Origin of the sequence: Streptomyces sp. NPDC001744, assembly GCF_042892575.1 — a bacterium.
GTDB lineage: Bacteria > Actinomycetota > Actinomycetes > Streptomycetales > Streptomycetaceae > Streptomyces.
This window is the reverse complement of record NZ_JBIAUG010000017.1, coordinates 1-12,214: the sequence shown is the minus strand read 5'-3', so window position 1 is coordinate 12,214 and position 12,214 is coordinate 1. Positions and strand designations below refer to the sequence as shown.

The window sequence follows — 12,214 nt, the reverse complement described above, 5'->3', positions numbered from 1 at the left end:
TCCGGGCGGCGGAAGACGGGCGGCGAGGGACCGGGCGACGGGCGGCCGTTCAGCGCGCGTGGCCGAGGAGGCCGTGCAGGACGGCTCCGACCGGCCCCACCCGCGACGCCGCGCCGTTCTTCTCCGGCGGCTTCGGACCGGCCGGGGCCACCGGCTCGGGCTCCGGGTCCGGGAGCGCGGCGCAGACCGCGTCCGCCTCGCCGCCGCCCCCGCCGCGCGGGACCTCGCCCGTGGCCAGGTAGGCGGCCAGGTACCGGTCGGCGCAGTCGTTCCCCGCGAGCGTCACGCCGTGGTTGCCGCCGCCCTCCTCCACCACCAGGCTGGAACCGCGCAGCAGCCGGTGCAGCGCGACCGCGCCCTCGTACGGCGTCGCCGCGTCGTCCGTCGCCTGGAGGACGAGGGCCGGCGGAATCCGGTCGTTGCGGACGTCCGGCGGGGTCAGGGACTCCACCGGCCAGAACGCGCACGGAGCGTTGTACCAGGTGTTGTTCCAGGTCGAGAACGGCGCCTTGGCGTGCGTCTTCCAGGCGTCCCTGCGCCAGACGCTCCAGTCGCGGGGCCAGCCCGCGTCCCGGCACTGCACGCTGGTGTAGACCGAATAGCCGTTGTCGGTGGCGGCCTCGGGCTCCCCGTACCGCTCGTACGCCTCCGTCAGCGGCTTCGGGTCCGCGTCGACGGCGTACGCGGAGAACGCCTTCGCCAGCGCGGGCCAGTAGCCGTTGTAGTACCCGCCGGGCAGGAAGGTGTCCTCCAGTTCGCCCGGACCGACCTTCCCGCCGGCCGGGGCCGCGCGCACCGCGTCGCGCATCCGGTACCAGGCGGCCTCGACCGCCGCCGGGTCGGTGCCGAGCCGGTACGCGGAGTCGTGCCGGGCCACCCACGCCAGGAACGCCTTGTGGCGCGTGTCGAAGGCGTGGTTCTGCGCGATGTTGGACTCGTACCAGACGGCGTGCGGGTGGACGACGGAGTCGAGCGCCATGCGCCGCACCCGGTCCGGATGGAGCCGCGCGTACACCGCCCCCAGATAGGTGCCGTACGAGTACCCCAGGTAGGTGAGCTTCGGTGCGCCGAGCGCGTCCCTGACGAGGTCGAGGTCCCGGGCGGTGCTCACCGTGTCGATGTACGGCAGGACGTCGGCGTACTTCTCGCCGCACGCCTCGGCGAACTCCCGCGCCCGGTTCACCCCCGCCCGCTCGGCCCGGCTCCCGCGCGGCACCGAGTCGGGGCGCACCGGCGCGAAGTGGCCGGGGAGGCAGTCGAGCGCGGGCTCGCTCCTGCCGACCCCGCGCGGGTCGAAGCCGATCACGTCGTACTGGGCGGCCACCTCCGGGGGCAGCGCGGACGCCACGTACCCGGCCATGCCGCGCCCGCTGCCACCGGGCCCGCCCGGATTCACGAACAGCGGCCCCTGGAAGGTCTTCGCGGTGTGCGGGACCCGGGTGAGGGCGAGCGTGATCGTCCGCCCGGCCGGGGCGTCGTGGTCGAGCGGGACCTTCAGGGTGGCGCACTGGAGTCTCGGGTACGGCTTCGTGGGGCAGTCGGCCCAGGCGAGCCGGGGGAGGGGACGGGGGGCCGGTTCGCCGGCGCCCGCGGGGGAGGCGGGCAGGACGGTGACCGTCCCGGCCACCAGTGCTCCAGCGGCGATCAGCATGCCTGCGCGTGGGGTCATGGGGGCTCCGTGCCCCGAACAGGGCCCGGAAGGACCCGTTCCGACGGGAGTTGACCCGAACGGCGGGTCCCGACGGCGTGTCAGGCATACCGGTCCGACGATCCGACCGGCCGCCGGAGGGGAGCGGACCGCTCCGGTGCCGGCGTGACGTCCGGCTCCTCCGGCGGGGCGGCCCGGCGCACCCCGCCGCGCGGGCCGGGACCGACGGTGAACTCCGCCGCGAAACCGCACAGCTGACGAGTGGTCCGGCGCCGTTGCCGGAACGGCGGGGGTTTCGTTTGGGCCGTCCCGGCGCACGGGCGCCTCCTCGGCGGCCAGGGTTCGATCGTCCGCCCGCGAGGAAACGCGTGCTCCCCGTCGTCGCGTACCGGATTTCGTCCCCCGGCACCCACGTGGTTCGCTTGGTCCTCATTCCCCGAGGAACCACGAGCTGGAGGAAGTCAATGGCGCAGGTCGAGGCCACGACGGAACGGATCATCGCCGCGAACGCCGACACGGTGTTCGACGCCCTCGCCGATTACAGTGGCACGCGCGCGAAGCTCCTCCCCGAGCACTTCAGCGAGTACGAGGTGCGCGAGGGCGGCGACGGCGAGGGCACCCTCGTCCACTGGAAGCTCCAGGCCACCAGCAAGCGCGTCCGCGACTGCCTCCTGGAGGTCACCGAGCCCACCGACGGGCAGCTCGTCGAGAAGGACCGCAACTCCTCCATGGTCACCACCTGGACCGTGACGCCCGCCGGCGAGGGCAAGTCCCGCGCCGTCGTCACGACCGTCTGGAACGGTGCCGGCGGCATCGGCGGCTTCTTCGAGAAGACCTTCGCGCCCAAGGGACTCGGCCGGATCTACGACCTCGTCCTCGACCGGCTGGCGGCCGAGGTCGAGAAGTAACGCCCGGAGCGTTCACCGATTCGAGTGGATCGCCCGCGCCCCCGTGTCCGCGCCCCCGGTGCGCCGGGGGCGCGGGCCCTCGCGCAAACGCGCTGATGAGCGCCCCAAGTGCGCTGCCGTCCGGGGAGGTTCACCGCCCCGGGCGCCCTTGACTCCCGTACCGCCCGACTTGCTCCCCCTTCGCGCCCAATGCGAAGAATGGCGCGGCGCAGACGCCGTGACGAGGGGAGCAGACACGTGGGTGGGGTCACCATGGCGAAGAGCACCGGGACCGCCGAGGGCACCGGGACCGCCGAGGGCACCGGGATCACCGAGGGCATCCGGACCGCCGGGTCCGCCGAGGTTGTCGGAGCCGCTGGAGCCGCCGGAGCCGCCGGAGCCGCCGGGGTCGTCGGAACCGTCGGAGAAGTGGCGGGCGCGGCGCCGCCCCCGCCGGACGGCCCGCCCGCCGGCCCCGTGCCCTCGCCCGGCCCGGCCGCCCTCGACCCCCGTCGCGTCCGGCTCGTCTTCTTCGGCCTCATGCTCGCGCTGCTCCTCGCCGCCCTGGAGCAGATGATCGTCGCCACCGCCCTGCCGAAGATCGTCGGCGAACTCCAGGGCCTGGACCGGATGTCCTGGGCGATCACCGCCTACCTGCTGACCTCCACCGTCGGCCTGCCGGTCTACGGGAAGCTCGGCGACCTCCTCGGCCGCAAGGGCGTCTTCCTCTTCGCCATCGTCGTCTTCGTCATCGGCTCGGGGCTCGCCGGCTGGTCCCGGACGATGGACCAGCTCATCGCCTTCCGCGCGGTCCAGGGCATCGGCGCCGGCGGCCTCATGATCGGCGTCCAGGCGATCATCGCGGACATCGTGCCCCCTCGGGAACGCGGCCGGTACATGGGCCTGATCGGTGCCGTCTTCGGCCTCGCCTCCGTCGCGGGACCCCTGCTCGGCGGCTTCTTCACCGACCACGTCTCCTGGCGCTGGTGCTTCTACTTCAACGTGCCCTTCGGGCTCGTCACCCTCGCCGTCGTCGTCACCGTCCTCAAGCTCCCCAAGCCGGCCGCACGCGCGCGCTTCGACGTCCTCGGCGCGCTGCTCCTCGCCGCCGCCTCCACCTGCCTGGTCCTGCTGACGAGCTGGGGCGGCACCGAGTACGCCTGGGACTCCCGCGTCATCCTCGGTCTCGCCTGCGGAGCCGCCGGAACCGCCCTGCTGTTCCTGGTCGTCGAGCACTTCGCGCCCGAACCCCTCATCCCGCTCCGTCTCTTCCGCGACTCCGTCTTCACCGTCACCGCCCTCGTCGGCACCGTGATCGGCATCGCGCTCTTCGGCGCCGCCAGCTACCTCCCCACCTTCCTCCAGATGGTCGAGGGCGCCACCGCCACGGAGTCCGGACTCCTGATGCTGCCCCTCATGGGCGGCATCGTCCTCGCCTCCGTCGCCTCGGGCCGGCTCATCAGCCGCACCGGCCGCTACAAGGTCTACCCGGTGGCCGGCGGCGCCCTCGCCGTCCTCGGCATGTGGCTGCTCTCCCACATGGGCACCGACACGCCGCGCCTGCACCACAGCCTCTGGCAGGCCGTCCTCGGTCTCGGCATCGGCCTGGTCATGCCGGTGCTCGTGCTCGCCGTGCAGAACTCCGTGCGCCCCGCCGACCTCGGCGCCGCCACCAGCGCCCACAACTACTTCCGCCAGATCGGCGGCAGCGTCGGCGCCGCGATCTTCGGCACCCTCTTCGCCTCCCGGCTCGACGACGCCCTCGGCGACCGGCTCGCCGGCGTCCTGTCCCAGGGCGGCCCCGGCGTCCTGCCCCCGGCCGAGTCGATCACCCCGCAGACGGTGCACACCCTGCCGCCCGCCCTGCGCGACGCGTACATCCAGGCGTACGCGGACGCGATGCCGCGCATCTTCCTCTACCTCGTGCCGGTCCTCGTGCTCGGCCTCGTCCTCGCCTTCGCCCTCAAGGAGAAACCGCTGGTGTCCCACCACACCCCCACCACCGAGGCCGCCGACTTCGGCACCCAGGCGGTGCCGCAGGCCCGGCACGCCGTCCCGGAGCCCGCGCCCGCCGCCCCGTCGCACCCCGGGCCGGCCCACTCCGGACTGCCCGTCTGCGGCACGGTCCGGCACCACGACGGCAGCCGCGTCCCCCGGGCCGCCCTCACCCTCATCGACGTCCAGGGACGGCAGGTGGGCCGGGGCGCGAGCGGCGAGGACGGCCGGTACGCGCTGAGCGTGCCCGGCGGCGGCGCGTACGTCCTGATCGCGGCGGCCGGCGGACACCAGCCGCAGGCCGTCTCCGTCACCGTCGGCGACCGGCCCGTCGAACTCGACGTGGTCCTCGGTGGCGCCGGCCGGCTCGCGGGCAGCGTCGTCACCGCCGACGGCACGCCCGTACGGGACGCGTCCGTCACCCTCACCGACGTGCGCGGCGAGGTCGTCGCCTCCACCCGCAGCGGACGCGAGGGCGGATACGTCATCACCGAACTGGTCGCGGGCGAGTACACGCTCGCCGCCAGCGCCCCCGCCTTCCGGCCCGCCGCGCTCCCGGTGAGCGTCCAGGCGTCCCGCGAGACCCGCCAGGACATCGAGCTGGCCGGCGGCGCCGTGCTGCGCGGGACGGTGCGCGCCGGCGGCGGGCGCGCCGTGGAGGACGCCCGGGTCACCCTGCTCGACGCGGCCGGCAACGTCGTGGACACCCTCACCACCGGGCCGGACGGGACCTTCCGCTTCGTGGACCTGTCCTCCGGGGAGTACACGGTCATCGCCGCCGGCTACCCGCCCGTCGCGACCGTCCTCCAGGTGGCCGGCGGGGGCCGCACGGAACGCGACCTCCAGCTCGGCCACCAGGACTGAGGGGAGCGCCTCAGGAGGCGGTCGACGCCCTGCGCAGCGTGCTGATGCAGGAGCTGATCGCCTCCTGGAGGGCTTCGAGCCGCTGGAGCATGTCGTCCTCGAAGATCTCCTCCTCCAGGACCTCGTCCAGCGTCAGCTCCTCGAAGACCTTCGTCGCCTTCTGCAGACTGTTGTAGAACTTCGTCCGCCGCTCCTGGACGCGCAGCGCGGGGTCCTCCTCCACGGCCCTGGCGACCAGGCCCCTGACGGTGTCGTACGCCTCACCGGCCCACTCGCCCGCCTCCTCCGAGTCGTCCAGCTCGTCCAGGAGGGACAGGTGCCGCTCGGCCTCCGCCCGCAGCTCGGCCGGCGCCTCCACGGTCTGCCCGGCGGGCGTCCTGATCTGCCCCTTCTCGACGATCTGGCGCACGTAGCCGATGCGGTCGGCCGCCTTCGCCTCGCTCGCCACCGCCTTCTTCAGGTCGTCGGTGCGGACGAAGGCGCGGGCCATCTCCGTCTGGAGGGCCGGGTCCTCCTTCATCCGGTCGAGCAGCGCGCCGCGCGCGGCCTCCGCCGTCCCGGGGTCGGCGAGGATCGCGGCCCGCAGCGCCGTCGGGTTCTCCGCGACCTCCAGGGCCTTCGTCGGACGGATGCCCTCCGCCTCGGCCGCCTCGCTGATCGCCCGGCCGCGCACGGAGGCCGCGCCGTTGCGGGAGGAGTAGTACGCGATCCAGGTGTCCGCGTCGGGCAGGTCGATGTCCTCGCCGGGGACCAGGACCTCGAACTGGGGCACCAGGCCGTCGTCGGCCGCCATGTCCCACGCCCTGTAGTGGCGCATGACCCGCTCGGGCGAGCACCCCGCCAGCTCGGCGAACGCCTTCGCCGAGACCTTCGTCCGGGCCGTTCCCTCGGCGGGCTGGCCGCCGGGACGCACGCTGCGCGCCACCTTGAGCGCGAAGGCCCAGCCGCCGGTCCGCGCGTAGACACCGAAGTCGCGCGCGTCACGGACGACCACGGGGTCGGGCTCCCCGGTGTCCCGGTCCTCCTCCAGGTCCGGGGCGTCCTGCTCCCGGCCCTCCCGGCCCTCCCGGCCCTCCTGCTCGCCCCGGCCCTCCCGGCCCTCCTGCTCGCCCCGGCCGTCCCCGTCCTCCCGCCCGTCCCGGTCCTCCGGCGGCGAGGGCTCCCAGAACTCCGGCTCCTCCGCCATGACGGGCCCGGCGGCCGCGTCGGCGGGCTCGGGGACGGCGGTTCCGGCCTCGGCGGGCGCGGATTCGGACGGGGTGAAGGCGGTGGTCACCGGGGCTCTCCGAGGGTCGGGTACGACGACTGCGGCCGACAGCCTATCCACACCTCTTGGCGAAGTTTCACCCGTTTCGGTATCCCGGCGCCGGGAGACGACCGGAACCCGCCGGACGATCCGCGCCACCGCCCGGCTCGTGCCACCGGTCCACTCCAACGGTGGTTTTCCACAGGGGTGGTAGGGCGGCCGGACGGCGCGTACGGTGCCAGACATGAAGATCCTCATCAGCGCCGACATGGAGGGCGCGACCGGCGTGACCTGGCCCGCCGACGTGCTGCCCGGCACGCCCCAGTGGGAACGGTGCCGCGCGATGTTCACGTCCGACGTGAACGCCGCCGTGCTCGGCTTCTTCGACGGCGGCGCCGACGAGGTCCTCATCAACGAGGCGCACTGGAGCATGCGGAACCTGCTCCTGGAGCGGCTGGACGAGCGGGCCGAGATGATCACCGGCCGGCACAAGTCCCTCTCCATGGTCGAGGGCGTGCAGCACGGCGACGTCGACGGCGTCGCCTTCGTCGGCTACCACACGGGCGCCGGCGCCGAGGGGGTCCTCGCCCACACCTACCTCGCCAACTCCGTCACCGGGGTCTGGCTCAACGGCGAGCGGGCGAGCGAGGGCCTGCTGAACGCCCATGTGGTCGCGGAGTACGGCGTCCCCGTCGTCCTCGTCACCGGCGACGACCTCACCTGCGAGGACGCCCTCGGCTACGCCCCCGGGGCGCCCAAGGTCGCCGTCAAGGACCACGTCTCGCGGTACGCGGCGGTGTGCCGCACCCCGGCCAGGACCGCCGCCGACATCCGGGCCGCGGCGAAGACGGGCGCCTCGCTCGCCGTACGGCACGAACCGGTCCGGGGCGGTCCCTTCACCGTGGAGCTGGAGTTCGACGCCGAGCACCTGGGCGCCGCCGCCACGGTGGTCCCCGGCGTGACGCGGAGCGGCGAGCGGCGCGTCGCCTACACCGGCGCGACGATGTACGAGGCGATTCGCACGTTCAAAGCGGTCACGACCATCGTCTCGGCCGCCGTGGAGGAGCAGTATGGCTGAGCAGGTCCGTGAACCGGACGCGACGGCGCTCGACGAGGCGGTCGCCTTCACCTCCGAGCTGATCCGCCTCGACACCACCAACCGGGGCGGCGGAGACTGCCGCGAGCGGCCCGCCGCCGAGTACGTCGCCGAGCGGCTCGCCGCCGCCGGGATCGAGCCCACCCTCCTGGAACGGACCGCCGGCCGGACCAACGTCGTGGCGCGCGTCCCCGGCACCGACCCCGGGGCCCCGGCGCTCCTCGTCCACGGCCATCTGGACGTGGTGCCCGCCGATCCCGCCGAGTGGACCGTCCACCCCTTCTCCGGCGAGGTCCGCGACGGACTCGTGTGGGGACGCGGCGCCGTCGACATGAAGAACATGGACGCGATGGTCCTGGCCGTCGTCCGCTCCTGGGCCCGGCAGGGCGTCCGTCCCCGCCGCGACATCGTCCTCGCCTACACGGCCGACGAGGAGGACAGCGCCGACGACGGCTCCGGCTTCCTCGCCGACCGGCACGCGGCCCTCTTCGAGGGCTGCACGGAGGGCATCAGCGAGTCCGGGGCGTACAGCTTCCACCCGGACCCCCGCACGAGGATCTACCCGATCGCGGCGGGGGAGCGGGGCACCGCCTGGCTCCGGCTGACCGCCCGCGGCCGGGCGGGTCACGGCTCCAAGGTGAACACGGCCAACGCCGTCACCCGCCTCGCCGCCGCCGTCGCCCGCATCGGCGCCCACACCTGGCCGGTCCGGCTCACCACCACCGTCCGCGCCGCCCTCACCGAACTGGCCGCGCTGTACGGCGTCGAGGTCGACACCCACGCCCCCGACCTCGACGTGGACCGCCTCCTCGACAAGCTCGGACCCGCCGCCGCCCTGGTCGGGGCGACCGTCCGCAACAGCGCCAACCCGACGATGCTGGAGGCCGGTTACAAGGTCAACGTCGTTCCGGGCACGGCCGTCGCGTACGTCGACGGACGGATGCTGCCGGGCGGCGAGGAGGAGTTCACCGAGACGATGGACCGGCTCACCGGCCCCGACGTGGAGTGGGAGTTCCACCACCGCGAGGTGCCCCTGGAATCCCCCGTCGACTCACCGACGTTCGCCAAACTGCGGGCCGCCGTCGAGCGCTTCGACCCGGCCGGGCACGTCGTGCCGTTCACCATGTCCGGCGGCACCGACGCCAAGCAGTTCTCCCGGCTCGGCATCACCGGCTACGGCTTCTCGCCGCTCCGGCTGCCCCCGGACCTCGACTACGGGGCGCTCTTCCACGGCGTGGACGAACGCGTCCCGGTGGACGCCCTCCACTTCGGCGTCCGCGTGCTCGACCACTATCTGAAGACCGCGTAGGGCACGTGACCAGGACCCGGGGGACAGACCCGTGACAGGGGGAGACGAGATGAAGACCAGCGCCGCCCACGGCACCTGGCCGTCGCCCGTCGACGCGGCGCTCGCCGCCGCGCACGACGGACGGCCCGAGTACCTCGGCGCCGTCGGCGACGCACTGTGGTGGACCGCGCCCCGGCCCGCCGAGGGCGGCCGCCGTGCCCTCGTACGACGGCGCGCCGACGGCACGGAGGAGACCGTGCTGCCCGCCCCGTGGAACGTCCGCAGCCGGGTCGTCGAGTACGGCGGACAGCCCTGGGCGGCGGTGGACCGCCCGGCGGACGGACCGCTCGTGGTCTTCTGCCACTTCCCCGACCAGCGGCTCTACGCGTACGAGCCCGACGCCGCCCCCGCCGTGCCGCCGCGGCCCCTCACCCCCGTCTCCGCCGTCGGCGGCGGGCTGCGCTGGGCCGATCCGGTGATCCGTCCGGAGCGGGGCGAGATCTGGTGCGTCCTGGAGGAGTTCACCGGCCCCGCGCCGACCGACGTGCGCCGGGTGCTCGTCGCCGTGCCCCTCGACGGATCGGCCGCCGGGGACCGCACCGCCGTGCGCGAACTCACCGGCGAACGGCACCGGTTCGTGACCGGGCCCCGGCTTTCCCCGGACGGACGCCGGGCGGCCTGGATCGGCTGGGACCACCCCCGGATGCCGTGGGACGGCACCGAGGTCCTGCTCGCCGAGATCGCCCCCGACGGCACCTTCCGGAACGCCCGGACCGTCGCCGGCGGCCCCGCCGAGTCCGTCCCGCAGATCGACTGGGACCCGGCGGGGCGGCTGCTCCTCGTCAGCGACCGCACCGGCTGGTGGAACCTCTACCGGGCGTCGGTCGACGCCGACGGCTCCCTGTCCGAACCGGTCCCGCTCCACCCCCGCGACGAGGAGTTCGGCGGCCCGCTCTGGAAGATCGGGCAGAAGTGGTTCGCACCCCTGGACAACGGGCTCGTCGCCGTCGTCCACGGCAGGGGGTCCACCTCCCTCGGCGTCCTCGACCCCGAGAGCGGCGAACTGGCCGACGCCGTCGGGCCCTGGACCGAGTGGGACGCGACCCTCGCCGCGCACGGCACCCGGGTGGTCGGCCTCGCCGGCGGACCGCGCAGCTCCCACGAACTGGTCGAGCTCGACACCCGCACCGGCCGCACCCGCGTGGTCGGCGCCGCGCACACCGACGCCGTGGACCCCGCGTACTACTCCCCGCCCCGCGCCCGCACCTTCACCGGTCCCGGCGGACGGGAGATCCACGCCCACCTCCACCCGCCCCACCACCCCGGCTTCACCGGGCCCGCCGGGGAGCTGCCGCCGTACGTGATCCGGGCGCACGGCGGGCCCACCGGCCGCACCCCGCTCGTCCTCGACCTGGAGATCACCTACTTCACGTCGCGGGGCATCGGCGTCGCCGAGGTCGACTACGGCGGCTCGACCGGGTACGGCCGGGAGTACCGGGAGCGGCTGCGCGAGCAGTGGGGCGTCGTGGACGTGGAGGACTGCGCGGCCGTCGCGGCGGCGCTCGTCGCCGAGGGCGCGGCCGACCCGGCGCGGCTCGCCGTGTGCGGCGGCAGCGCGGGCGGCTGGACGGCGGCGGCCTCCCTCGCCGGGACGGACGTGTACGCCTGCGGCACGATCATCTACCCCGTCCTCGACCTGCGGGACTGGGCCGCCGAGGGGACCCACGACTTCGAGTCCCAGTACCTCCACGGACTGATCGGCCCCCTCGACCGGGTCCCGGCCCGCTACAAGGAGCGCTCGCCCATCGAGCACGTCGACCGGATCACGGCGCCCTTCCTGCTGCTCCAGGGGCTCGACGACGTCGTCTGCCCGCCCGCGCAGGCCGAGCGGTTCCTCGCCCGCGCGGCCGGGCGGGGAGTCCCGCACGCCTACCTCGCCTTCGAGGGGGAGGGCCACGGCTTCCGTGCGGCCGACACCCTGGTCCGGGCCCTGGAGGCCGAACTGTCCCTCTACTCCGAGGTCTTCGGGCTCGGCCGTACGGACGTGCCCGCCCTGGAGTACCGCACGTGACCGGGCGGGAGGCACGGGGTCCGGCCGTCGCCGTCCCCCTGGCGCGCCCCGTCAGGCTCCGGCCCGGGGCGCGGGTCGCCGTCGTCGCCCCCAGCGGGCCCGTCCCGGAGGAACGGCTGCGGGCGGGGCTCGACGTGCTGCGCGGCTGGGGCCTGGACCCGGTGGTCGCCCCGCACGTCCTGGACGTCCGTCCCGCGCTCGGGTACCTCGCGGGGACGGACCGGGACCGGGCCGGGGACCTGACCGAGGCGTGGTGCGACCCCTCGGTCTCCGCCGTGATCTGCGCGCGCGGGGGGTTCGGGGTCCAGCGCATGGTGGACCTCGTGGACTGGACGGCGATCCGGGCGGCCGGACCCAAGGCGTTCGTCGGCTACAGCGACGTGACCGCCCTGCACGAGGCGTTCGCCGTCCGCGCGGGCTTCGCCACCCTGCACGGCCCGATGGCCGCGGCGGGCACGTTCCTGACGGACCCGCGCACCCGGGAGTCGTTGCGGGCCACCCTCTTCGAACCCGAATCGGTGCGGACCCTCGGCCTGGAGACGGCACGGGCGCTGGTGCCGGGCCGGGCCCGGGGCGTGACGCTCGGGGGCTGTGCCAGTCTCCTCGCCGCCGACCTCGGCACCCCGTACGGGCGGCCCTCGGCGCGCGGCGGACTGCTGCTCCTGGAGGACGTGGGGGAGGAGCCGTACCGTCTCGACCGCGTCCTCACCCAGCTCCTGCGCTCCGGTTGGCTCGACGGAGTCACGGGCGTCGCCCTCGGGTCCTGGGCGGAGTGCGGCCCGTACGAGGAGGTGCGGGCGGTGCTCGCCGACCGGCTGGGCGGGCTCGGGGTGCCGGTCGTGGAGGAGCTGGGCTTCGGACACGGGGAGACGGCCCTGACCGTGCCGCTCGGGATCCCCGGCGTGCTCGACGCGGAGGCGGGCACGCTCACCCTGGAGGTGCCGGCCCTGCGCTGAACCACCGCCGCGCGTGCCTCCGGGCCGGCTTCCCGGAAGCACACGGGGCGGGGCCGCGGGAGACGTGCCTAGTAGTGCTTCGTTACGTTGGGTGATCTTGGCTGGTGGTGGGCATCTTCTGGTCATGAGGTTGGGGGGGTGGAACGGCTCCGGGGTGAGATTT

Annotated in this window: 8 protein-coding genes; 6 read left to right on the top strand and 2 right to left on the bottom strand. The window is 74.6% G+C overall.

Annotated features, from left to right (window positions below):
- Positions 1 to 49 precede the first annotated feature (49 nt).
- Positions 50 to 1,669, bottom strand: a complete 1,620-nt coding sequence (locus ACFYZY_RS20340; RefSeq protein WP_388695909.1) for an alpha/beta hydrolase — start codon at positions 1,667 to 1,669, stop codon at positions 50 to 52.
- A gap of 443 nt (positions 1,670 to 2,112) precedes the next feature.
- Between ACFYZY_RS20340 and ACFYZY_RS20335 the strand changes: the two genes are divergently transcribed.
- Positions 2,113 to 2,556, top strand: a complete 444-nt coding sequence (locus tag ACFYZY_RS20335) for an SRPBCC family protein (RefSeq protein ID WP_388695906.1) — start codon at positions 2,113 to 2,115, stop codon at positions 2,554 to 2,556.
- 252 nt (positions 2,557 to 2,808) lie between these two features.
- On the top strand, positions 2,809 to 5,394 hold the full coding sequence (locus ACFYZY_RS20330; RefSeq protein WP_388695904.1) for an MFS transporter: 2,586 nt from the start codon (positions 2,809 to 2,811) through the stop codon (positions 5,392 to 5,394).
- A gap of 10 nt (positions 5,395 to 5,404) precedes the next feature.
- Here the strand turns inward: ACFYZY_RS20330 and ACFYZY_RS20325 are convergent, their stop codons facing one another.
- A complete protein-coding gene (locus ACFYZY_RS20325; protein WP_388695901.1) occupies positions 5,405 to 6,670 on the bottom strand; it encodes a hypothetical protein in 1,266 nt (421 codons plus the stop codon).
- 214 nt (positions 6,671 to 6,884) lie between these two features.
- Between ACFYZY_RS20325 and ACFYZY_RS20320 the strand changes: the two genes are divergently transcribed.
- The 4 genes from ACFYZY_RS20320 to ACFYZY_RS20305 are packed head-to-tail and all read left to right on the top strand — an operon-like array spanning position 6,885 to position 12,051.
- The gene (locus tag ACFYZY_RS20320; RefSeq protein WP_388695900.1) at positions 6,885 to 7,718 is read left to right on the top strand and encodes a M55 family metallopeptidase; all 834 of its coding nucleotides are present in this window, start codon (positions 6,885 to 6,887) and stop codon (positions 7,716 to 7,718) included.
- Positions 7,711 to 9,045, top strand: a complete 1,335-nt coding sequence (locus tag ACFYZY_RS20315; RefSeq protein WP_388695898.1) for a M20/M25/M40 family metallo-hydrolase — start codon at positions 7,711 to 7,713, stop codon at positions 9,043 to 9,045. The genes ACFYZY_RS20320 and ACFYZY_RS20315 overlap by 8 nt, the downstream gene beginning before the upstream one ends.
- A 49-nt stretch (positions 9,046 to 9,094) precedes the next feature.
- Positions 9,095 to 11,095, top strand: coding sequence for a prolyl oligopeptidase family serine peptidase (locus tag ACFYZY_RS20310; RefSeq protein ID WP_388695897.1), 2,001 nt, complete (start codon positions 9,095 to 9,097; stop codon positions 11,093 to 11,095).
- On the top strand, positions 11,092 to 12,051 hold the full coding sequence (locus ACFYZY_RS20305; protein WP_388695895.1) for an LD-carboxypeptidase: 960 nt from the start codon (positions 11,092 to 11,094) through the stop codon (positions 12,049 to 12,051). The genes ACFYZY_RS20310 and ACFYZY_RS20305 overlap by 4 nt, the downstream gene beginning before the upstream one ends.
- The last annotated feature ends 163 nt before the right edge of the window (positions 12,052 to 12,214 follow it).

Excerpts from the sequence above, each read along its gene's own strand:
- ACFYZY_RS20340 (WP_388695909.1), bottom strand. The coding sequence starts at position 1,669 with ATGACCCCACGCGCAGGCATGCTGATCGCCGCTGGAGCACTGGTGGCC.
- ACFYZY_RS20335 (WP_388695906.1), top strand. The coding sequence starts at position 2,113 with ATGGCGCAGGTCGAGGCCACGACGGAACGGATCATCGCCGCGAACGCC.
- ACFYZY_RS20330 (WP_388695904.1), top strand. The coding sequence starts at position 2,809 with ATGGCGAAGAGCACCGGGACCGCCGAGGGCACCGGGACCGCCGAGGGC.
- ACFYZY_RS20320 (WP_388695900.1), top strand. The coding sequence starts at position 6,885 with ATGAAGATCCTCATCAGCGCCGACATGGAGGGCGCGACCGGCGTGACC.
- ACFYZY_RS20315 (WP_388695898.1), top strand. The coding sequence starts at position 7,711 with ATGGCTGAGCAGGTCCGTGAACCGGACGCGACGGCGCTCGACGAGGCG.
- ACFYZY_RS20310 (WP_388695897.1), top strand. The coding sequence starts at position 9,095 with ATGAAGACCAGCGCCGCCCACGGCACCTGGCCGTCGCCCGTCGACGCG.